Source organism: Bordetella pertussis 18323 (assembly GCF_000306945.1).
GTDB classification, from domain to species: domain Bacteria; phylum Pseudomonadota; class Gammaproteobacteria; order Burkholderiales; family Burkholderiaceae_B; genus Bordetella; species Bordetella pertussis.
On record NC_018518.1, the window covers coordinates 1,071,592 to 1,093,931 of the forward strand.

Annotated in this window: 16 protein-coding genes and 2 pseudogenes; 12 read left to right on the forward strand and 6 right to left on the reverse strand. The window is 69.0% G+C overall.

Going from position 1 to position 22,340, the window contains the following annotated elements; genetic code table 11:
• Window positions 1-169: 169 nt before the first annotated feature.
• Window positions 170-1,639, reverse strand: coding sequence for an NAD-dependent succinate-semialdehyde dehydrogenase (locus tag BN118_RS05075; protein WP_010930669.1), 1,470 nt, complete (start codon window positions 1,637-1,639; stop codon window positions 170-172).
• Between the two features lie 79 nt (window positions 1,640-1,718).
• The gene (locus BN118_RS05080) at window positions 1,719-2,984 is read right to left on the reverse strand and encodes a 4-aminobutyrate--2-oxoglutarate transaminase (RefSeq protein ID WP_003820194.1); all 1,266 of its coding nucleotides are present in this window, start codon (window positions 2,982-2,984) and stop codon (window positions 1,719-1,721) included.
• A 196-nt stretch (window positions 2,985-3,180) separates the two neighbouring features.
• Here BN118_RS05080 and pdxR point away from each other — a divergent pair, with 196 nt between their 5' ends.
• Window positions 3,181-4,686 carry a MocR-like pyridoxine biosynthesis transcription factor PdxR gene (gene pdxR, locus BN118_RS05085; protein ID WP_439951427.1) on the forward strand — a complete coding sequence of 502 codons (1,506 nt, stop codon included), beginning with the start codon at window positions 3,181-3,183 and terminating at the stop codon, window positions 4,684-4,686.
• On the opposite strand, the gene BN118_RS05090 is transcribed toward pdxR, so the two are convergent.
• On the reverse strand, window positions 4,619-5,599 hold the full coding sequence (locus tag BN118_RS05090) for a DUF72 domain-containing protein (protein ID WP_076879553.1): 981 nt from the start codon (window positions 5,597-5,599) through the stop codon (window positions 4,619-4,621). The two genes, pdxR and BN118_RS05090, sit on opposite strands and share 68 nt — an antisense overlap.
• Between BN118_RS05090 and BN118_RS05095 the strand changes: the two genes are divergently transcribed.
• The 7 genes and pseudogenes from BN118_RS05095 (at window position 5,598) to BN118_RS05125 (ending at window position 15,701) form a co-directional block, all read left to right on the forward strand.
• The gene (locus BN118_RS05095) at window positions 5,598-7,691 is read left to right on the forward strand and encodes an ATP-dependent helicase (RefSeq protein ID WP_014905588.1); all 2,094 of its coding nucleotides are present in this window, start codon (window positions 5,598-5,600) and stop codon (window positions 7,689-7,691) included. The two genes, BN118_RS05090 and BN118_RS05095, sit on opposite strands and share 2 nt — an antisense overlap.
• A 145-nt stretch (window positions 7,692-7,836) precedes the next feature.
• A pseudogene (locus BN118_RS05100) lies at window positions 7,837-8,550 on the forward strand (magnesium and cobalt transport protein CorA); the annotation flags it as partial.
• Window positions 8,551-8,612: 62 nt separating this feature from the next.
• The gene (locus BN118_RS05105; protein WP_014905589.1) at window positions 8,613-9,251 is read left to right on the forward strand and encodes a thermonuclease family protein; all 639 of its coding nucleotides are present in this window, start codon (window positions 8,613-8,615) and stop codon (window positions 9,249-9,251) included.
• 96 nt (window positions 9,252-9,347) lie between these two features.
• Entirely contained in the window at window positions 9,348-11,597 is a 2,250-nt protein-coding gene (locus tag BN118_RS05110) for an ABC transporter substrate-binding protein (RefSeq protein WP_010930674.1), read from the forward strand.
• Window positions 11,594-12,571: an ABC transporter permease gene (locus BN118_RS05115; protein ID WP_010930675.1), complete on the forward strand. Its 978-nt coding sequence runs from the start codon at window positions 11,594-11,596 to the stop codon at window positions 12,569-12,571. The genes BN118_RS05110 and BN118_RS05115 overlap by 4 nt, the downstream gene beginning before the upstream one ends.
• Before the next feature lie 5 nt (window positions 12,572-12,576).
• Window positions 12,577-14,028, forward strand: coding sequence for an ABC transporter permease (locus tag BN118_RS05120; RefSeq protein ID WP_014905590.1), 1,452 nt, complete (start codon window positions 12,577-12,579; stop codon window positions 14,026-14,028).
• Window positions 14,025-15,701, forward strand: coding sequence for an ABC transporter ATP-binding protein (locus BN118_RS05125; RefSeq protein ID WP_004568003.1), 1,677 nt, complete (start codon window positions 14,025-14,027; stop codon window positions 15,699-15,701). The genes BN118_RS05120 and BN118_RS05125 overlap by 4 nt, the downstream gene beginning before the upstream one ends.
• Before the next feature lie 48 nt (window positions 15,702-15,749).
• Here BN118_RS05125 and BN118_RS05130 read toward each other — a convergent pair whose 3' ends face one another.
• From BN118_RS05130 to BN118_RS05140, 3 genes and pseudogenes are all read right to left on the reverse strand, one after another.
• Window positions 15,750-16,301: a MarR family winged helix-turn-helix transcriptional regulator gene (locus BN118_RS05130; protein ID WP_003810160.1), complete on the reverse strand. Its 552-nt coding sequence runs from the start codon at window positions 16,299-16,301 to the stop codon at window positions 15,750-15,752.
• Between the two features lie 45 nt (window positions 16,302-16,346).
• Window positions 16,347-17,775 (reverse strand): annotated as a pseudogene (locus BN118_RS05135) (collagen-like triple helix repeat-containing protein); the annotation flags it as partial.
• A 304-nt stretch (window positions 17,776-18,079) separates the two neighbouring features.
• On the reverse strand, window positions 18,080-19,792 hold the full coding sequence (locus BN118_RS05140; RefSeq protein WP_010930677.1) for a ShlB/FhaC/HecB family hemolysin secretion/activation protein: 1,713 nt from the start codon (window positions 19,790-19,792) through the stop codon (window positions 18,080-18,082).
• Window positions 19,793-20,248: 456 nt separating this feature from the next.
• On the opposite strand from BN118_RS05140, the gene BN118_RS05145 reads away from it, so the two are divergent.
• The 4 genes from BN118_RS05145 to BN118_RS05160 all read left to right on the forward strand — a co-directional run bounded on the left by BN118_RS05145 (window position 20,249) and on the right by BN118_RS05160 (window position 22,339).
• A complete protein-coding gene (locus BN118_RS05145; RefSeq protein ID WP_010930678.1) occupies window positions 20,249-21,067 on the forward strand; it encodes an MHYT domain-containing protein in 819 nt (272 codons plus the stop codon).
• Window positions 21,068-21,164: 97 nt separating this feature from the next.
• Window positions 21,165-21,341: a Flp family type IVb pilin gene (locus tag BN118_RS05150; protein ID WP_003820212.1), complete on the forward strand. Its 177-nt coding sequence runs from the start codon at window positions 21,165-21,167 to the stop codon at window positions 21,339-21,341.
• Window positions 21,342-21,410: 69 nt separating this feature from the next.
• On the forward strand, window positions 21,411-21,935 hold the full coding sequence (locus BN118_RS05155; protein WP_003820213.1) for a prepilin peptidase: 525 nt from the start codon (window positions 21,411-21,413) through the stop codon (window positions 21,933-21,935).
• The gene (locus BN118_RS05160; RefSeq protein ID WP_010930679.1) at window positions 21,896-22,339 is read left to right on the forward strand and encodes a TadE/TadG family type IV pilus assembly protein; all 444 of its coding nucleotides are present in this window, start codon (window positions 21,896-21,898) and stop codon (window positions 22,337-22,339) included. Before BN118_RS05155 ends, BN118_RS05160 begins: the two co-directional genes overlap by 40 nt.
• The last annotated feature ends 1 nt before the right edge of the window (window position 22,340 follow it).

The following is a 22,340-nucleotide window of genomic DNA, read 5'->3' on the forward strand; positions in this document are numbered from 1 at the left end:
GGAACAATGTACGACCCGCAAATCTAGCATGGGCCGGCGCGCCGGCCTATGACAAAAATGGCCGGGGCTTGGCGCCTGGGTGTGCGGCGTCTGGATGAGGGCGGGCGCGGCAAGGCGAAAAAAAGGCCGGCGCCCGAAGGCGCCGGCCTTGCTTGCCCGCGGGCTGGACTCAGGCGCCCAGGTCCACGCAGAGGTATTTCAGCTCGAGGTAGTCCTCGATCCCGTACTTCGAGCCTTCGCGGCCCAGGCCGGATTGCTTGACGCCGCCGAACGGGCCGACTTCATTGGAGATGATGCCGGTGTTGATGCCGACGATGCCGTATTCCAGCGCTTCGGAGACGCGCCAGATCCGGGCGTAGTCGCGCGTGTAGAAGTAGGCGGCCAGGCCGAAGATGGTGTTGTTGGCCATGCCGATGACTTCGTCTTCGCTGTCGAACTTGAACAGCGGGGCGACCGGGCCGAAGGTTTCCTCGACGGCAAAGCGCATCGACTGCGTGACGTCGCGCACCACCGTGGGCTGGAAGAAGCTGCCGCCCAGCGCATGCGGCTCGCCGCCGGCGATGACCTTGGCGCCGTGCGCGGTGGCGTCGGCGATGTGTTCCTGCACCTTGGCCACGGCGGCGGTGTCGATCAGCGGGCCCTGGGTGACGCCCTGTTCGAAGCCGTCGCCCACCTTCATGGCGTTGACCTTCTCGACCAGGCGCTTGGCCACTTCCTCGTAGACGCCGGCCTGCACGTAGATGCGGTTGGCGCATACGCAGGTCTGGCCGGCGTTGCGGTACTTGGAGGCCAGAATGCCGTCGATGGCGCGATCCAGGTCGGCGTCGTCGAACACGATGAACGGCGCGTTGCCGCCCAGTTCCAGCGACAGTTTCTTGATGGTGGGCGCGCATTGCTCCATGAGCGTGCGGCCGACTTCGGTCGAGCCGGTGAAGCTCAGCTTGCGCACCACTTCGCTTTCGCACAGGGCCGCGCCGATTTCACGCGAGCTGCCGGTCACGACCTGGAACACGCCGGCCGGCACGCCGGCCAGCACGGCCAGCACGGCCAGCGCGAGCGCGGTCAGCGGCGTCTGCTGGGCCGGCTTGACCACCATGGTGCAGCCGGCGGCCAGGGCCGGGCCGACCTTGCGGGTGATCATGGCGGCCGGGAAGTTCCACGGCGTGATGGCGGCGGTCACGCCGATGGGCTGCTTGAGCACCATCAGGCGCTGGCCGCCCTTGGGGCTTTGCAGGATGTCGCCGTCGATGCGCTTGGCTTCTTCGGCGAACCACTCCAGGAAGGACGCGGCGTAGGCGATCTCGCCGGCGGCCTCGGGCACGGGCTTGCCTTGCTCGGACGTCATGATGACGGCCAGGTCCTGCTGGTTCTCCATCATCAGCTGGGCCCACTTCAGCAGGATCGCGGCGCGCTCCTTGCCGGTCCTGGCGCTCCAGGCGGGCAGGGCGGCCTCGGCGGCGTCGATGGCCTGCTCGGCTTCCTTGCGGCCCAGCTTGGGCACCGAGATGATGGTCTTGCCGGTGGACGGGTTATCGACCGGGATGGACGGGCCGTTGCCGGCGCCTACCCACTTGCCGTCGATGTAGCAGGCGTCGCGCAGCAGTTCGGCGCGGCTCAGGGGTTGGGTCAACTGCGTCATGAAAAATCCTCCTCAATACAGACGCGGGATGGGGGCGCCCATGGGGGCGCCCCCATCCCGCGTCGAACGATCCAAACAATCAGGCGGCGATGATTTCGGCCAGGATGTCCAGCGCGCGAGCGAACTGGTCATCGGGGATGGTCAGGGGATACAGGAAACGCAGAACGTTTCCGTACACACCGCAGCTTAGCAAAATCAGGCCGCGCTCGATGGCTTGCTGCTGGATGCGCTTGACCGCCTCGGCGTCGGGCTTGCCGGTGGCCGGGTCGTTCAGCTCCAGCGCGACCATCGAACCCAGGCCGCGCACGTCGGCGATGGCCGGGCACTTGGCGCGCAGGCCTTCCAGGCGGTCCATCAGGCGCTTGCCCAGTTCGGCGGCGCGCTCGCACAGTTTTTCCTCGGCGATCACGTCCAGCACCGCGTGCGCGGCGGCCACGGCCAGCGGGTTGCCGGCGTAGGTGCCGCCCAGGCCGCCGGCGGCCGGGCCGTCCATGACTTCGGCGCGGCCCACCACGCCCGAGATCGGCATGCCGCCGCCCAGGCTCTTGGCCATGGTGATCAGGTCGGCCTGCACCGAATGGTGCTGCATGGCGAACAGCTTGCCGGTGCGCGCGAAGCCGGTCTGCACTTCGTCGGCGATCAGCAGGATGCCGTGCTCGTCGCACACCTTGCGCAGCGCCTGCATCAGTTCGGGCGGCGTGACGTTGAAGCCGCCTTCGCCTTGCACCGGCTCGATGATGATGGCGGCCACGCGCTTGGGATCGATGTCGACCTTGAACAGCAGGTCCAGGGCCTTGAGCGAGTCGGCCACGCTGATGGCCTGCGTGGCGTTGGGGAACGGTACGTGGAACACGTCGCCGGGCATCGGGCCGAACGCCAGCTTGTAGGGCGCGACCTTGCCGGTCAGGGCCATGCCCATCATGGTGCGGCCATGGAACGCGCCCGAGAACGCCACCACGCCCGAGCGGCCGGTGTAGGCGCGGGCGATCTTGACGGCGTTTTCCACCGCCTCGACGCCGGTGGTGAAGAAGGCGGTCTTCTTCAGGCCTTCGATCGGGGCCACGGCGTTGATGCGCTCGGCCAGCGACACGTAGCCTTCGTACGGCACGATCTGGTAGGCGGTGTGGGTGAAGTTGTCCAGCTGGGCGGCGATGGCGGCTTTGACCTTGGGATGGCGATGGCCGGTGTTCAGCACCGCGATGCCGCCGGCGAAGTCGATGTACTCCTTGCCCTCGGCATCCCACAGGGTCGAGTTTTCCGCCCGCACGGCGTAAAAGTCACACATCACGCCGACGCCGCGCGGGGTGGCCAGCGTACGACGCGTATTCAGATCTCGGTTTTTCATCTCAGGCTCGATAGGCAAATGGAATGCCGTATGCACGGCGCAATGTGGCGGCCGCCATGGGACGCCGTCCAGCTTCTATTTAATGCTAAGATGGCCCCATTCAGGGGAACCACTTTTACAAAACAGGTAGAACCAATTGAGGTCCATTGTCGGCGATTTGTTGCTCCTGCGCCTGGGGGACGTGGCCGAGGGCCCGATGAACCAGCGTCTCTACCGCGCCATCCGCGAGGCCATCCTCGATGGCGCCATCGCGGCCGACACGCGCCTGCCCGCCACGCGCGACCTGGCGGCCGAGCTGGGCATCGCGCGCAACACCGTGGTGCACGTCTACAGCCAGCTGCAGGCCGAGGGCTACACGCACAGCCGCCAGGGCAACGGCACCTTCGTCACCGCGTCGCTGCCTGACGCCTACCTGGCCAGCGGCCGCCACGCGCGCCGCCCGGCCATCGCGGCGGTTCGCCCCACGCTGTCCGAGCGCGGCGCGCGCATCGTCGACCAGGTGTCGGCCTCGCCGTACCAGTGGGGCGCCTTCATGCCGGGCGTGCCCGATCTTACCGAGTTCCCGCACCAGAAGTTCGGCCGGCTGTTCAGCACGCTGTGGCGCAATCCCCACCCGGAGATGCTGACCTATGCCTACGGCGGCGGCCTGCCGGCGCTGCGCGAGGCGCTGGCCCAGCACCTGGCCCTGACCCGCTCGATCGACTGCGATCCCGAGCAGATCATCATCACCGAGGGCTCGCACCAGGCCATCGACCTGGCCACCCGCATCCTGGGCGGCCATGGCGACCTGGCCTGGATCGAGAACCCGGGCTACTGGGGCGCGCGCAGCGTGCTGATCGCCAACGGCATCCGCATCGAGCCGCTGCTGGTCGACGAAGAGGGCATGCAACTGCCGGCCGAGCCGGTGGCGCAGCCGCCGCGTTTCATTTTCGTGACGCCGTCGCACCAGTACCCGCTGGGCTCGGTGATGTCGCTGGCGCGGCGCCGGCAACTGCTGGCGCTGGCGCTGGCGCGCAGCTGGGGCAGCTGGATCATCGAGGACGACTACGACAGCGAGTTCCGCTTCTCGGGCCGGCCGATTTCCTCGCTGCAAGGACTGGAGCCGGACGCGCCGGTGATCTACCTGGGTACGTTCAGCAAGACGCTGTACCCGGGCCTGCGGGTGGGCTACCTGGTGCTGCCCAAGGCGCTGGCCGGCGCATTCCAGGCCGCGCACGCCGAGCTGTACCGCGAAGGCCACCTGGTCACGCACGCGGTGCTGGCCAGCTTCATCGCCGAGGGCCATTACGCCGCTCATATCCGCCGCATGCGCATGCTGTACGGCCGGCGCCGCGCCATCCTGGTCAACCTGATCGAGCGGCGCCTGGGCGCCCAGTGGCTGCATCCGGATTCGAGCGACGCGGGCCTGCACCTGGTGCTGGACTTCCCGCCGGGGCTGGACGACAAGCAGGTGATGCAGGCCGCCCATGCGCGCGGCGTGCTCACGCGCGCTGTCGCGCTACTACGCCGAAGGCACCACGCCGCGCCAGGGCCTGCTGCTGGGCTACGCCTGCGTGCCGGAGAACGACATCGCGCGCAAGTTCGAGCTGGTGCTCGACAGCCTGGCCGAAGTGGCGCAGCGCAGCCGCGCCTAGCTAGGGCGCCAGCGCCGCCGCCAGCCCGGCCGCGTTGCGCATGCCCTGGTCCTCGTAGTTGGTGTTGAACACCGCGTGCGTCTGCCGCGCGCGCTCGGCCAGGCGCCTGACGCGCTCGGCCAGCTCGGCGAGCTCCTGCGGCGAGTATTCATACTGGAAGCGGCTCGACGAGGCCGCCGCGCGGTTGTTCCAGGCGCCGGCGTTGCGGCCGTGCAGGCGCACCAGCGCCAGCTCGGGGTGGGTGCGCGCCCAGACCGGCGGCACGCTGTTGGCAAAGCCTTGCGGGCTGTCGACCACCGTGTGCACCAGCTCCAGCTCGCGTTCCAGCGCCAGGGTCCAGTTGCTGGCGGCCGCGCTGTCGAACCAGCTGGCGTGGCGCATTTCCGCGGCCATGACGAGTCCGCCGGCATCGCGCAGGCGGGCCGCGCAGTCGCGCACGCGGGCCACGCCGCGCGCCTCGCGCCGCACCCAGGGCGCAAACTGGCAATGCACCGCGCCCAGCTTGCCGGCCTGGCGCAGCGGCTCCAGCGCCTGCACGTAGCGGCGCCACAGTTCGTCGCGCACCGCGCCCGGCACCTGGTCGTCGAACACCGCATCGCCTTCGCCGGGCACTTCGCGCCGCAGGTCGGCCGGCAGCGCCGCGCGCGGCGTCTGGTGGCCCGTGAACAGGCGAAACGCCTTGATATTGAAGACAAAGCCCGGCGGCGTGCGCTGCGCCCACAGGTAAGCCGTGTGCGGGTCGGGCAGGGCGTAGAAGCTGGCGTCGATCTCGGCCATGCCGAATCGGGTGGCGTAGTACTGCAGGCGCGCCTGCGGCGTGCGCGCGGCCGCAGGGTAGAACCGGCCGCACGCCAGCAGGGTGGGGTCGGTCCAGGAGGCGGTGCCGATGAGGATGTTCATGCCTGGGCGCAGCGGCCGTTCGGGCGAAATGCTGGAAATTCTGTATAAATATACAGTATCGTCCAATTCGCCTGTTTCCATGTCTGAACCTGTTTCCCGCGCCCCCGCGCCCGCCGATGATCCCCTGGCCGAACTGAACCCCGCGCAGCGCGAGGCCGCCGCGTACGGGGTCGATGCGCCGGCCAGCCAGGCGCTGCTGGTGATCGCCGGGGCCGGGTCGGGCAAGACCAACACGCTGGCGCACCGCGTGGCGCACCTGATCCTGCATGGCGCCGATCCGCAGCGCATGCTGCTGTTGACGTTCTCGCGCCGCGCCGCGCAGGAAATGGAACGGCGCGTGGGCGGCGTGCTGCAGCGCGTGATGGGCCTGCGCGCCGGGCACGCGGCGCCTGCGCTGCCGTGGGCCGGCACGTTCCACAGCGTGGGCGCGCGGCTGCTGCGCGATTGCGCGCCGCGCATCGGCCTGTCGGAGGCCTTCACTGTGCACGATCGCGGCGACGCCGAGGACTTGATGGGCATCGTGCGCCACGAGCTGGGGCTGTCGGCCACCCACAACCGGTTCCCGCTCAAGGGCACCTGCCTGGCCATTTATTCGCGCGTGGTCAACAGCCAGGCGCCGCTGGCCGAGGTGCTGCGCCAGGCGTTCCCGTGGTGCGAAGCCTGGGAGGCCGAGCTCAAGCGCCTGTTCCAGGCCTATGTGCTGGCCAAGCAGGAGCAGAACGTGCTCGATTACGACGACCTGCTGCTGTACTGGGCCGAGATGATGCGCGACGCGGGGCTGGCCGCCGACGTCGGCGCGCGCTTCGACCATATCCTGGTCGACGAGTACCAGGACACCAACCGCCTGCAGGTCGCCATCCTGCTGGCCATGAAGCCCGACGGCGGCGGCCTGACCGTGGTGGGCGACGACGCGCAGTCGATCTATTCGTTCCGCGCCGCGAGCGTGCGCAACATCCTCGATTTCCCGCAGCAGTTTCCCGGCGGCGCCAAGGTGGTCACGCTGGAGCGCAATTACCGCTCCACCCAGCCCATCCTGGATGCGTCCAACGCGGTCATCGGGCTGGCCGCCGAACGCTACGCCAAAGCGCTGTGGACCGATCGTGCCTCGTCGCAGCGCCCCGAGCTGGTGAGCGTCAGCGACGAAGCCGGCCAGGCGCGCTGGGTGGCCGACCAGGTGCTGGCGCAGCGCGAGGGCGGGGCCACGCTCAAGTCGCAGGCGGCGCTGTTTCGCGCCTCCAGCCACAGCGCCGCGCTGGAGCTGGAGCTGACCCGGCGCAACATCCCGTTCGTGAAATTCGGCGGCCTGCGCTTTCTCGAGGCCGCCCATGTCAAGGACATGCTGTCCGTGCTGCGCTGGGCCGAGAACCCGCGCTCCCGGCTGGCCGGTTTCCGGGTGGCGCAGCTGGTGCCCGGCATCGGCCCGGCCACCGCCGGCAAGCTGATGGACGCCATGGCGCAGGCGGCCGATCCGCTGGCGGCCATGCGCGAGTTCCAGCCGGGCGCGGCGGCGCGCCAGCAGTGGAGCGAATTCGTCGCCACCTACGCGACGCTGCGCGAGGCGCGCCGGCCCTGGCCCGCCGACGTGGATGCCGCGCTGCAATGGTACGGGCCGCAACTGGAGCGCATCTTCGACGACGCGCGCGTGCGCCGCGCCGACCTGGAGCAGCTGGCCCGCCTGGCCGGCGGCTATCCGACGCGCGAACGCTTCCTCACCGAGCTGACGCTGGACCCGCCCGACGCGACCAGCGACGAGTCCGGTCCGCCGCTGCGCGACGAAGACTATATGATCCTGTCCACCATCCACTCGGCCAAGGGCCAGGAGTGGAAGTCGGTCTACATCCTGAACGCGGTCGACGGCTGCATGCCCTCGGACATGGCCACCGGCACGGCCGAGGAGATCGAGGAAGAGCGGCGCCTGCTGTACGTGGCGATGACGCGCGCGCGCGAGCGGCTGCAGGTGGTGGTGCCGCAGCGCTTCTACGTGCACCAGCAGGCCGGGCTGGGCGACCGCCACGTCTACGGCTCGCGCACCCGCTTCATTTCCGAGGCCATGCTGCCGCTGTTCGAGCACCTGCCCAAGCCGCCCGAGCTGCCGTTCGACCGCGCCCGCCCCATCGAGCCGGCCGCGCCGCGCATCGACGTGGTCAGCCGGGTGCGCGGGCTGTTCTCGTAGCGGCCGCGCCGGGCGCGCGACGGTATCATAGGTGCCCAGGCGCATCCCGGCCCGGGATGCGCACAGGGAGACAGTGCAATGACCCAGAACGTTCAGGCCGCGGGCGCGCCGCATGGCGGCGTGGTGGCTTCGGTCGCCTACCTGAATCGAGATCGAGGGCGACCGGCCGGTGTTCGGCGAAACCCAGTTCCTGGTCGGCGACGGCGTGCTGGTGACGGTGCGGCGCGGCGCCACGGCCACCCACAGCACCCTGCGCGAACGGCTGGAGGCCACGCCCGACCTGCTCAAGCGCGGCAGCGGCTACGTGACCTCGGAATTGCTGGACCTGCTGGTCGACCGCTACGTGGCGGCGGCGGCACGCCTCGAAAGCGTGGTCGAGAGCGCCGAGCAGAAGCTGCTGATCCGCGGCGCCAAGGACGCCGACATCCGCAAGCTGTACCGCCAGCGCCGCGACCTGCTGCGCATCCATACCGCCATCGCTCCCCTGGCCGAGATCTGCCGCCGCCTGGCGCGCGTGGAGATGTCGCAGATCGATGAGCATGCGCGGCCGTATTTCGGCGAGGTGGCCGACCGCGTGCTGCGGGTCGACGAGCTGCTCAATGCGCTGCGCGAGGCCCTGGCGTTCGCCTTCGAGGCCAGCCAGATGATCGCGCAGGCCCAGCAGAACGACACCACGCGCCGGCTGGCGTCCTGGGCCGCCATCCTGGCCGTGCCCACCGCCGTGGCCGGCATTTACGGCATGAACTTCGAATACATGCCCGAACTGAAGGCGCCCTGGGGCTATCCGGTCACGCTGCTGGCCATCGGCACCGTGTGTTCCATTCTCTACTGGCGCTTTCGCAAGTCGGGCTGGCTGTAGCGCCGGCCCGCACGCGCGCGCGCTGTGGCACACTGCCGCCACCTTCCGACGACGACGAACCGATGCTGCGCAACAAACTCCAACCGCGAGGCGGGCGCCGCGGCCTGGCCGGACTGCTTTCGGCCCTGCTGCTGGCGGCCCTGGCCGCGCTGGCCAACTGGCTCTGGCCGCAGGATCATCCCCAGGCGCCGCCGGCACGCCAGACGCCCGCGGCCGGCGCGGGCGGCGTGCCCGCCGGCAGCTATGCCCTGACCGGCCCCATCGTCAACGTGGCCGATGGCGATACCGTGACCCTACGCGCGCCGGGCGGCCAGCGCCGCATCCGCATGGACAGCATCGACGCGCCCGAGGAAGGGCACGGCAACGAGCAGCCGGGCCAGCCGTTCGCCCAGGCCTCGCGCCAGCACCTGGCCGGCCTGGTCGCCGGCAAGACCCTGACCGCGCAATGCTACGAGCGCGACCAGTTCGACCGCGACGTGTGCGCCCTGATCCTGCCCGACGGCCGGTCGGCCAACCGGGCCCAGGTCGAGGCCGGCTATGCCTGGGCCTATACGGCGCGGCGCGGCGACTACCTGCGCGATCCGGCCATGCCCGGCCTGCAGCGCCAGGCCCGCGAGGCCGGCCGCGGCCTGTGGGCGCAGTCCGGCGCGATCGAGCCCTGGAAGTGGCGCTATGACTGCTGGCGCCAGCGGAGCTGCTGAGCCGGCGCGATCCGTCTTCCGATACGGGCATCCCGGGGTATGGCGGCTCGCCGGCCTTTGCTATCCTTGCGCGAGCATTCGAGATAGGATGGTTACATGACAGGCATGTCCAGGCTGCTGCGTATCGCGGCGCTCCTGTTGCTGGGCGCGATGGCGGGCTGCTCCCGCGAAAGCCCCATCAACAGCCCGTACCCCGCCGGCGCGATGGCCGACAATGCGCTCTACACCGCGTTCGTCAAGCGTTCGCCCAAATACCTGGATCCGGCCAGCTCCTACTCGACCGACGAGACGCCGTACACCTACAACATCTACGAACCGCTGTACGGCTACCATTACCTGAAGCGCCCGTACGAGCTGGTGCCGCGCGCCGCGGCCGCCATCGATGCGCCGCGCTACCTCGATGCGCAGGGCCGCGAGCTGCCGGCCGATGCGCCGGGCGCGCAAATCGCCGAAAGCGTCTACGACATCCGGCTGCGGCCCGGCATCCGGTTCCAGCCCCATCCGGCCTTTGCCCGGCGCGCCGACGGCGGCTACCAGTATTTCCCGCTGGCCGAGGACGAGCTGGCCGACAAGTTCTACATTCCCGATTTTCCCGCCACCGGCAGCCGCGAGCTGGTCGCCGACGACTACGTCTACGCGCTGCGCCGGCTGGCCAGCCCGCGCGTGGTGTCGCCCATCTACTCCCTGATGGCCGACCATATCGTCGGCATGAAGGACTACGGCGACCGCCTGCGGGCGCGCGACCAGGCGCTGCGCCGCGACCTGCCCGGCGGCGCGCGCACGCTGCCCTGGCTGGACCTGCGCGAGGCCGACGGCTTTGCCGGCGTGCAGGCGCTCGACGCCCATACCCTGCGCATCCGCGTGATCGGCAAGTACCCGCAGTTCAAGTACTGGCTGGCCATGACCTTCACCGCGCCCGTGCCCTGGGAGGCCGACCGCTTCTACAGCCAGCCCGGCATGGCCGAGCACGACTTGTCGCTCAATACCTGGCCGGTGGGCACCGGCCCCTACATGCTGGTCGAGTCGCGCCAGAACTGGCGCCATGTGCTGGCGCGCAACCCCAATTTCCGCGGCGCGCCCTATCCGTGCGAAGGCGAGCCGCAGGATCGCGCCGACGGCCTGCTGGCCGATTGCGGCAAGCCCACGCCGTTCATCGACCGGGTGGTGTTCAGCGTCGAGAAAGAGGCGGTGCCGCTGACCGGCAAGTTCATGCAGGGTTACTACGACGTGCCGCAGGTCGAGCGCGGCGAGTACGGCGTGTCCATGCTGGTGGCCGCCGGCGACTCGCCCGACAAGGCGGCGCTGTACCGCTACCATGGCATACGCCTGCCCACCACGGTGGAAACCTCCAACTGGTACATGGGTTTCAACTGGCTCGATCCGGTGGTCGGAAAGGGCGACACGCCGGCGCAGCAGGAGCGCAACCGCAAGCTGCGCCAGGCCATCAGCATCGCCTTCGACTGGGAAGAATACGTGGCGGTGTTCGAGAACAGCCAGGCCCAGGTCGCCTACGGACCGGTGCCGCCGGGCGTGCTGGGCTACAAGCCCCCGCCCGAGGGCTACAACCCCGTCGTCTACGACCTGGCCGACGGCAAGCCGGTGCGCAAGCCGCTCGATACCGCGCGCCGCCTGCTGGCCGAGGCCGGCTACCCCGACGGGCGCAACGCGCTGACCGGCGCGCCGCTGGTGCTGTATTACGACGCCATGACGGGTGCGGGCGCCAGTCCCATGTTCGACTGGATGCGCCGCCAGCTGGCCAAGCTGGGCATCCAGATGGACGTGCGCTCCACCGACTACAACCGCTTCCAGGACAAGATGCGGCGCGGCACCGCGCAGCTGTTCCTGTGGGGCTGGAACGCCGACTATCCCGACGCCGAGAACTTCCTGTTCCTGCTCTACGGGCCCAACGCCAAGGCCTCCTCGGGCGGCGAGAACGCGGCCAATTACGCGAACGCCGAGTTCGACCACCTGTTCGAGCAGATGAAGCTGCTTGACGACGGCCCCGAGAAAGAGGCCCTGATCGCCCGCATGACGGCCATCGTGCAGCGCGACGCGCCCTGGATGTTCGGCTATTTCCCCATGTCGGGCGGCGCCTACCAGCAATGGGTGGGCAACGCCAAGCCCACCCAGATGGTGCGCAATACGCTGCAATTCATGAAGATAGACCCGGCCACCCGGGTGGCGCGCATCGACGAATGGAACCGGCCGCTGTGGTGGCCATTGGGAGTGCTGGTGCTGCTGCTGGCGCTGGTGATCTGGCCGTCCTACCGGGCGCTCAAGCGCCGCGAGCGCCAGACCGTCTACGGCGCGCGCGCAGCCGCCTCCACCCCGGAGCAACAACCATGACCGGCTATGTCATTCGCCGCCTGCTGTACGGCGTGCTGATCCTGATCGGCGTCAACCTGTTCACCTTCGTGCTGTTCTTCGCGATCAACACGCCCGACGACATGGCGCGCCTGGCCATCGGCGGGCAGCGGGTCAGCCAGGACGCCATCGAGAAATGGAAGACCGAACGCGGCTACGACAAGCCGCTGTTTCTCAACACCCGGGCCGAGGGCGCGGCGCGCTATACCGACACGGTGTTCTACCAGCGCTCGGTGCCCTTGCTGGCGATGGACTTCGGCGCTTCGGACGGCGGGCGCGACATCGGCCGCGAAATCCGCACGCGCATGGGCCCCAGCCTGGCGCTGGCCCTGCCCACCTTCGTGCTGGGCCTGTTCGCCAGCGTGGTGTTCTCGCTGACCCTGGTGTATTTCCGCGCCACGCGGCTGGACTTCTGGGGCGTGGTGTTGTGCGTGGTGCTGCTGTCCATATCCAGCCTGTTCTACATCATCGCCGGCCAGTGGCTGTTCTCCAAGCTGCTGCGCCTGGCGCCGTATTCCGGCTTCGCCGACGGGCTGGACATGGTCAAGTTCCTGGCGGTGCCCGTGGTGGTGGCGATCATCGCCCGGCTGGGGCCCGAGGCGCGCTTCTACCGCACGCTGTTTCTCGAGGAAATCGGCAAGGACTATGTACGCACCGCCCGCGCCAAGGGCCTGAGCGAGTCGGTCGTGCTGTTTCGCCATGTGCTGCGCAACGCCATGCTGCCCATCCTCACGGGCACGGTATCGGCCATTCCGCTGCTGTTCATGGGCAGCCTGATCGCCGAGTCCTTCTTCGGCATTCCCGGCCTGGGCAGCTACACCATCGACGCCATCAACGCGCAGGATTTCTCCATCGTCCGCGCCATGGTGTTCCTGGGGTCCGCGCTCTATATCGTGGGCCTGATCTTCGCCGATATTTCGTACACGCTGGCCGACCCCCGCGTGCGTTTCGAGTAATCGCCATGCCGCTCTTCGTCTTTCTCTGGACCGACATCGCCCTCTACCTGCTGGTGGCCGCCGTGCTGGCGTACGCGTGGCGCGTGAGGCGTTCTCCGACGCTGCGGGCCACCTGGGGCAGGGTGGCGCGCGACGCCCCGGCCATGTGCTCGGCGGTGGTGCTGATGTGCTTCGTGGTGGTCGGCCTGCTCGACTCCTTCCACTACCGCGCGCGGCTGGCGCCCGCGCCCGGCGTGACGGCCGATGCGCCGCCGGCCTACGCCCCGGTGGTGCGCTCGGCGCTCGACGGCCTGCTCGCCGCCACGGTGCTGGCCCGCCCCGAGAAAACCTATTCCGAGCCGCTGGCGGTGCGCCAGTTCACCAAGGAAACCCTGCTGATCGACGGCAAGCCGCAACGCGACTTCCCGCTGCTGCGCAGCGGCGGGGCGCACCTGCAGGACCCCGACGCCCAGCGCTGGCCCGACCTGCGGCAACGCTTCTGGACCGGCCTGGGCCTGGGCGCGGCCGCCGCGCTGGCCGGCGGCCTGCTGCTGGTGCTGGCGCTGGCGCGGCGCCGGGCGTCGCTGCGCGCGGCCCTGGCCGACCTGGCGGCCAACCGCACCGAGCTGCCGTGGCGCGCCATGTGGATCACCTACGCCATCATCTGCCTGCTGGCGCTCACCGTCTCGATGCTGGCCGGCGGCTACCACGTGCTGGGCACCGACCGCACCGGCAACGACGTGCTGTGGCAGGCGCTCAAGAGCGTGCGCACCTCGCTCATCATCGGCAGCCTGACCACGCTGGCCATGCTGCCGCCGGCGCTGGCGTTCGGCATCGCGGCGGGATACTTCAAGGGCAAGGCCGACGACGCCATCCAGTACCTGTACACCACGCTCACCTCCATTCCCAGCGTGCTGCTGGTGGCCGCCTGCGCGCTGATGATGCAGGTCTACATCGACAACCATGCCGAGCTGTTCGACACCTCGGCGGCGCGCGCCGACCTGCGGCTGTTCCTGCTGTGCATGATTCTCGGCCTGACGGGCTGGGCCGGCCTGTGCCGGCTGCTGCGCGCCGAGACCCTCAAGCTGCGCGAGCTCGAGTACGTGCAGGCGGCGCGCGCCTTCGGCGTGTCGCACTGGCGCATCATGACGCGCCACCTGCTGCCCAACGTCATGCACATCGTGCTGATCACCGTGGTGCTGGAGTTCTCCGGGCTGGTGCTCTACGAGGCGGTGCTGTTGTACCTGGGCATAGGCGTGGATCCCAGCATGAACTCCTTCGGCTCGATGATCGACAGCGCGCGCCTGGAAATGTCGCGCGACCCCATGATCTGGTGGAACCTGCTGGCCGCGTTCGGCTTCATGCTGGCGCTGGTGCTGGCTGCCAACCTGTTTGCCGACGCCGTGCGCGACGCCTTCGATCCGCGCACGCGGCGGTTCAGGCCGGCGCGCGCGGCCGCGGCGGGAGCCCTGCCATGACCGCGTCCGCGCCTTTGCTGCGCATCGAAGGGCTGGATGTCGACGTGGCCGGCGAGTCCGGCGTCACGCATGCCGTCAAGCGGCTGCAGCTGGCCGTGGCGCAGGGCGAGACCTTCGCCCTGGTCGGCGAGTCGGGCAGCGGCAAGAGCATGACCGCGCTGGCCCTGCTGCGGCTGCTGCCCGATGCCGGGCGCATCGTCGGCGGCCAGATCGAACTGGGCGGCACCGACCTCAACGACCTGTCCGAGCGCGCCATGCGCGGCGTGCGCGGCGGCCGCATCGGCATCATCTTCCAGGAGCCCGCCACCAGCCTGAATCCCGTGATGCGGGTGGGCGACCAGATCGTCGAGACCCTGGCCGCCCATACGCCCTTGCGCGGCGCGGCGGCGCGCGAGCGGGCCATCGACTGGCTGCGGCGCGTCGGCATCCCCGAGCCCGAGCGGCGCATCGACGACTATCCCTTCCAGTTCTCGGGCGGCCAGAAGCAGCGCCTGATGATCGCCATCGCGCTGGCGGCCGAGCCCAAGCTGCTGATCGCCGACGAGCCCACCACGGCGCTCGACGTCACCGTGCAGGCCCAGGTGCTGGAGCTGCTGGCCGGCATCCAGCGCGAGATGGGCATGGCGGTGCTGCTGATCACGCACGACCTGGCGGTGGTGCGCAACGTGGCGCATCACGTGGCCCTGATGCGCGGCGGCGAGATCGTCGAAAGCGCCGATGCGCGCACGTTCTTCGAGCGGCCGCGCCATCCCTATGCGCGCGAACTGTTCGAGGCCATTCCCACCTTCGCCAAGCGCGGCCGGCCGCTCTCGGCCCAGGGCCGTGCGGCGGACCAGGGCAAGGCCGCGCCCGAGGCCGGCGCGGTGGTCCTGGATGTGCAGGACCTGCTGGTGCACTATCCGGTGCGCAAGGGCGTGCTGCGCCGCGTGGCCGCGTGGGTCGAGGCCGTCAACGGCGTCACCTTCACCCTGCGCGCCGGCGAGACCCTGGCGCTGCTGGGCGAATCGGGTTGCGGCAAGACCACCACCGGCAAGGCCTTGCTGCGCCTGGTCGAAGGCGCGCGCGTGCAGGGGCGCGCCATGCTCGATGGGCATGATCTGCTGGGCGCGTCGCGGCGCGAGCTGCGGCGGCTGCGGCAGGACATCCAGATCGTGTTCCAGGATCCCTTCGCGTCGCTCGACCCGCGCATGCGGGTCGGCGATATCCTCGAAGAGGGCATTGCCTCGCTGCGCCCCGAACTGGCCGCTTCGGCGCGCAGGGCGCGGGCCGTGGGCCTGCTGGAGCGGGTGGGGCTGCCGGCCGACACGCCCACGCGCTATCCGCACGAATTCTCGGGCGGCCAGCGCCAGCGCATCGCCATCGCGCGGGCGCTGGCGGTCGAACCGAAGGTGCTGATCTGCGACGAACCCACTTCGGCGCTGGACGTGTCGGTGCAGGCGCAGATCCTCGATCTGCTGCGCGACCTCCAGGCCGAGCTGGGCATCGCCTACCTGTTCATCACGCACAACTTCGGCGTGGTCGAATACCTGGCCGACCGCATCGCGGTCATGCACGGCGGACGCATCGTCGAGATGGGGCCCGCCGATACCGTGCTGCACGCGCCGCGCCACGAGATGACGCAGCGCCTGCTGGCCGCCGTGCCGCGGCTGCGGTTCGGGGCGGAGAACGAGTAGGCGGGGATGCGGTGCCTGTCCCCGTGGGGACAGGCACCGTGCCAACCGTCAATCGTTGACGAAGTCCCGGCCGTGGCGCGACTGCAGCCACATGAGCGTTTCGTGGCGCAGCGAGCGGGCGTACTGCGTCAGGAAGGCATGCACCGTGGCCAGCTGGTGGGCGTCGTACTGGCGGCTGAGGAAAGTGACTTCCTCGGCCGCGGCGCGGCGCTCCTCGGCCAGCGCGCGGCAGCGCTCGGCGACGGGCCGGATCACGATGACCCGCCGGTCCAGCGGGTGCCGGCCGCGCTGAACATAGCCTGCGGCTTCCAGGCGATTGATCAGCGCGGTGGCGCCCCCCCAACTGATGCCGAGCAACTGGCCCAGTTGTCCGGTCGGCAGGGCATCGAACTCCAGCACCAGGTCCAGGGCCTTCAGTTCGGTCAACGACAACCCCAGCCTTTCGGCCATGGCGGCCTGGCTGGCCGCCATGTAGACCGTCAGTTGCCGGGCCAGGACTTGCGCGATTTCCTCCACGCTGTCCGGCCGGCGGTCATGGCCTAGGGGGTCGCCCGAGGAGACTCGTTGGTCTTGCTGTGAGATACGGTCTATATCCAGCATGGCGGCGCTCCGCTTTTTCAGGCTCAAGGTCGGTTACTTCAGGGCGCTGGTCACGCCACCGAGGATGCCGCCCAGCAGGCCGCCGCCCGCTGCGCCGCTACCGACCGCGCCGGTGACGCCGCCCAGCAGGCCGCCCAGCAGGCCACCGTTGGCCGCGCCCGGTGCGCCGCCCGAGCCGCCCGAGCCGCCGCCGGTCACGCCGCCCAGCAGACCACCCAGCAGACCGCCGTTGGGGGCGGCGCCGCCGCCCAGGTTACCGGTCACGCCGGCCAGCAGGCCGGTGACGGGAGCCAGCAGGCCGCCGTTGGCGCCGCCGCCGGTGATGCCGCCCAGTCCCAGGCCGCCGGTCAGCGAGGAGACCGCGCTGGTGGCATGGGCCAGGGTGTTGCCCAGGGGGTTGGTGTTGCCCGGCGTGGCGTGCAGCAGGCCGCCGGCGCTGGCTACCGCGCCGCCCAGGCCGCCGAGCACGCCGTCCAGGCCGCCCACTGGCAGGCCGCCGGGCAGCTGGCCGCCCGCGCCGGCGAGCGTGCCGCCCACGCTGGTCAGCAGGCCGGCCACCGGCGCGCCCAGGTTGGTGGTGGCGCCCACCGTTTGCGTGAGATTGGTGACGGCGCCCGCGACCGGGCTGATGGCCGGATCGAGGCCGGCGCGCGCCGATGCCGCCCAGCGCCTCGCCCAGGCCCAGCGACGCAACGTTGTCCGCGGCGGTGCCGGTGTTGGTCAGCGCGGGCTGCAGGATGGGTTGGGTCGGGCCGTCGAGGACGCCGCCGGCAATGCCGCCCACCAGTTGGTTGATGGGATTGAGCAGGCCGCCCTGGCCGCCCAGCGCGCCGGTCAGCGCGCCCACGGCGCCGGTGGCGTTGCCCAGCACGGCGGTCAGCGGCTCGGGATTGTTGGCGTCGGCATGGAGCAGGCCGCCGGTGCTGGCCACGGTCTTGCCCAGGCCATCGACCAGGCCGCCCAGGCCGGTGCTCAGCCCGCCGGGCAGGCCCGTGCCGGCTACCGTGTCGCCCAGGCCGCTGACCGTCCCGCCGACTTGCGTCAGCACGCCGTCGACCGGCGCGCCCAGTCCGGTGGTGGCGCCGATCTGCTGCGTCAGGCCGACGGTCGTGTCGACCACCGGCTTGAGCGTCGGATCCAGGGCCTTGCCCACCGCGCCCAGCGCGTTGTCGGCGCCCAGCGGCAGCAGGCTGTCGGTCGCGCCGCCGGTGTTGCCCAGCGTGGTTTCCAGCAGGCCCGCGCGTACCGGGTCCACCGGCGTGGTCGGATCCGGATTGCCGGGGGTGCCGGGGCCGCCAGGGCCGCCGGGGTTGCCAGGGCCGCCCGGGTTGGTGGGAGTGACGGGGGCGGACGCGCGCTTGCTGCTGCTGTTGCCGCCGCCGCCGCAACCGGCCAGCGCGGCCACCATGATGGCCGTCAACAGGGGAACCGCGAAACGGGTCGGGCGGTGGTGGGTCTTGGTCTTGGCGTACATGATCCGTGCTCCTCAGGGTTGGAAGTTCAGGCCCCCTCATTGGCCCGATGCCCCATACCAAGCACAAACCGTGCCAGCTTTTTTCAAGACGTCGCGAAATCCGCCCGAAGCCCTTCGGAGATAAAAAATAATTTCATTGTTTTCATCGAGTTGCGAGCGTTTCTTGCATATTCGCAAGTGCTCAGCAACCGCAAAATCCGGACATCAGGCCGTCTGCGAATGTTGTTTTTTCGCGAATATCGGCCCGATGTTACGGCTGGCGTTACGGCGACGTTACGTAACGTTCCGCAGTGTTGCCCATGTTTCAGAGCGCGTCATAGAACAGCGAGTAGTTGGCGTTGAAGCGCACGTCGCGATCGCCGTTGACCGTGCTGGACCCGACCGGCTTGGCGACGTTGAAGTCGAACAGGTAGAACTTGTCGTCGGTAAAGCGCACGCCCAGCGACAGCGACGAGAGGTGGCGTTCGTTGAGTTCCTGCAGGCCCTTGTTGTTGTACCAGGTGCGCGCATAGTCGGCCATGGCGTAGGGCTGCACCGCGCTCAGGTAGCGCCAGCCCAGCCCGAAGCGGCGGTTGACTTCGGCCGACACGCCCACGCCCTTGTCGCCGCTTTGTTCGCCCTGCGGGTAGCCCATGGCGAAGCGCCAGCTGCCGAACGACACCTGTTCCGAACTCGGCAGGATGTCACTGCTGTATTGGCCGGCCCCGGACAGGACCAGGCCGAATTGCGCCGGCAGGGTAAAGGCCTGGCGCACGTTCAGGTTGAAGCGGGTGAAGTCCAGGTCGACATCGGGAATCGCCGAGTAGCCGTAGTTGGTGTCGATCGATTTTTTCGCGCCCATGGCGTCGAAGCCCTTGGACACCGACACGGTCAGGTCGGTGGAGCGTTGCGGCAGGATATCGATGTAGCGCAACTCGGCCGTGGCCGCGCGCACGCGGGTGTCCTGTTGCAGCCACCGGTCGCTGTCGCGGTGGGTGTAGCGGTCCTTGGCGTTGACGGCATACATGCCCAGCGTACCGGTCAGCGAGCGCTGATTGTTCAAGAGGAACGGATAGCTCACGCCCACGCCGATGCGGTCATTGGTGACCTTGCGGTCGAAGCCCAGGTATTCGATGGCGTCGTCCTGCGGTTTGGCCTGGTAGTGGTAGCCGTCGACCTTGATCGAGAACCCGTCGGCGCCGATGGGCAGGCGCGCTTCGCCGGCAACATATTTCACGTCGTCGCTGTTGAGCGGGATGCTGGTGGTCAGTTTGAGCTGCTCGCCCAGCGGCGTAAGGCTGTGCGCGCCCAGGTCGACCAGCGGCTGCATGCCGGTGCCCAGGTCGGCCACGCCGCCATTGGAGGTGAACTTGCCGTGGGTGGCCGCGATCACCAGTTCGGTGGCGCCGTCGGCCCGGCGCGGCAGATCCAGCGACGGCGTGATTTTTACGCCCGGCACGATGCGCATCAGGTTGAGCTGGCGCTCCAGCGTGGCCTGGGTCAGCGGCTTTTCCGCCAGCAGCGGGCCGGCCAGGGTTTCCAGCCGGCGCTTGGCGTTGCCGATGTCCCCATCGATGCGCACATTGCCGATATGGCCTTCCACCACGGTGACCACGACCAGGCCGTTGGCGAAGTCCTGGTTCTGGACCAGCGCGAACGACAGCGGATAGCCGCTCGAACGGTACAGCTCGGTGATCCTGTCCACCTGCTGCACCAGTTGCGCCACGGTGATTTCCTTGCCGGCCAGCGGCGTCAGGAATGCCGCCACCTGGTCGAACGGCAAGGCGTGCACGCCGGCCACGTCGAAATTGCGCGGCACGATGCGTTGCGCCAGGCGCGCCTGCACGGCGCGCTGCTCGGGCGTGGGAGCCTGCAGGGCAGGCGCCGGCGCGGCGGGCGCGGTCGGGCGTTCGAGTTGCGGCAGCGCGTCGACCGGATTGCCGCGCAAGGGGCCGTCGGCGCGGCTGGCGGCCGGCAGCGCCGCCAGGCCGGCGACAAGGGAACAGCAAAACAGATCCGTGGCGATTGTACGTTTCATTGATTTTGTGTCTGCAGCTTGGAATTAATCGGAAATCTGTCAGTACGCGGAGCAATGTATATCGTCTCCGAATATTGCAATTATTTGCGTTATTTTCTATTCGTGATACCAGGGGAACCGCCATGAATGCTGCAAAACTCATGACAATCATTTCATGGCAAATCAAATTTTTCCTATTTTTGATCCATTAACGAGAAATTCTGCCATCTAAGTGCCTAAAAAAGCGAGTTGCTACCAATTCGAAGAATATCCGTTGCACAAAATATGTCTCAATAATACGAATACCGGGGTAAACCCTGATGGCAATGAAAAATTAATAGATAAGACTAGATAAACATTTCAAAACAAAAGATTGCGGATTTTGAAGTTGTTATCCATAAATCAGCGCGGGTATTCGAGACGGCACATGAAATCGACTGGCGAGACGCGAGCGGTGCATCGGGCAAGGGGGCGGTCGTGAATCCGGGCGACATCGTGCCGCTTTCGCTGCAGCCCCACGTGGTTGCCCTGTCGTTCCTGATCGCGTTTTTCGGTTCGTATGTCGCATTGGTGGCCGCGGCGCGGATCCGCGCCAGCGTCCACGATGGCGTGAACGTGCGCGGCTTCGTGCTGATCGCCGCCGTATCCATGGGCGGAATCGGCATATGGGGCATGCACTTCATCGGCATGCAGGCGCAGCGGATGCCGTTCGAGGTCGGTTACGCCCTGTGGCTCACCTTGCTGAGCGCCGCGGTGGCGGTGGCGTTCTCCGGCATGGCCTTCTGGTATGTGGGGCGCCAGGCGTTCAGCCTGGGGCGTTGCGTGGTGGCCGGCGTGCTGGCCGGACTGGGCGTGGCGGCGATGCACTACATCGGCATTGGCGCCATGCGCATGCCGGCGATGTTCCTGTGGAACGTGGAGCTGGTGGCGCTGTCCGTGGCGGTGGCGGTGGTCAGCGCAATCGTGGCGCTGTGGCTGGCGTTCAACGTCCAGCGCGAATGGCAGCGCGTGGCCGCCGCGGCGGTGATGGCGCTGGCGGTGTGCGGCATGCATTACACGGGGGCTGCGGCCGGCGTGGTGGTCTGTACGACGGCGCAGACATTCGCCGACGCGCAAGTGGGCGGCGTGGCCTTGCCCTATGTGGCGTTCGCCGGCGCGCTGGCGGTTTTGCTGGCCATGCGCTGGCAGCTGCATCGCAGCTACCGCGGCCACCAGGACCGCACCGCCCGCCGCATCGATGCCTTGCTGCGCGAGACGACAACCGGACGGCCCGTGCGCGGCCATCCGGGCAGGTGAAGGAATCCCGCCGCCGCGGCGGCGGGACGCAAGCGTGGCGTTGCGGTTGGACGCCGTTGACGAGTGAAGTCGTAACTACCTTATCTGGAGGCACAGCATGCTTACCCAATTGAAGAACTTCTGGCGCGACGAGGAAGGCGCGACCGCCATCGAATATGGCCTCATCGTGGGCCTGATCGCGGTCGTCATCATTGGCTCGGTGTCGCTGCTGGGCGAGACGCTCAAGGGCTTCTTCGACACCATTCAGACGGAACTGAGCGCGGAAGCGCCGTAGTAGGGGGCCTGGCAGACGCTGGTCGGGCGCCCGCCCGAGGGTGCCGACGGCGTCGGCACGGAAGCAGGAGTGGAAAATTTGTTGAGGGAGCACGTGTGGTGGGCTGTTTATGTCGCCTTCAACTTGCTGGTCGTCTTTTACGATCTGCGCGTGCGCCGCGTGCCGAATCGGCTGTTGATCGCGGCGGCGCTGGCGCAGTGCGCCTGGCTGGCCTGGCACGCATGGGGCGTGCAGGCCACGCCGGCGGCCGGCGCGCGCGGCTGGTCCGATGCCGGGCTGGGTTTCGTGCTGGGCATGGCCTTCGTAATGCTATGGCGCATGCGCCTGATGGGCGCGGGCGACGTCAAGTACCTGGCGGTGCTGGGGCTGGCGATCGGCGCCTGGCCCTGGCTGCTGGTGCTGGTCCTGGCCGGGCTGCCCAGTCTCGCGCATGCGCTGGCGCAGGGCTTTCAGGTGGTGCGCGACCCGCGCCGGCCGCGGCGCGGCATCCCGTACGCCGCCTATCTGGCCCTGGCCGCCATCAGTCTGGCGCTTATGCCGTCGAGTTCGCCCTGGTGTTCGTGGTGTTCTTCGTGGTTCTTTACGGCGGTTTGACCTGGGCCTTCATTTTCGCGGCGCAACAGTCGCTCAACCACGCGGCCGAGGAAGGCGCGCGCGCCGCGCTGCAGTGGCCCGGCAGCACCGCGCTCGAGCCGCGCGCGGCGCGCGCCGGTCAATTGGCCGGACAGTACGCCGACTGGGTGCGCCGCATGGGCGGCGCGCCGGCCACCGTCACGGTGTGCGGCAGCGGCGGGCCGATCGGCGGCCTGGCGGCCGGCCCGTGCAGCGGCATTGCGCTGGCGGCCGACCAGATCGAAGTGCTGGTGCGCTATCCCTACGCGCAGGCGCCGCTGGTGCCGCTGTTGCCCGGCATGGGCGTGGCGGTGCCCGGCACGCTCAGCGCGCGCGCGTCGGTGCGCGTGGGCGGGCCGGTGGCCGCGGCGGGCGAGGGGGCCTGAG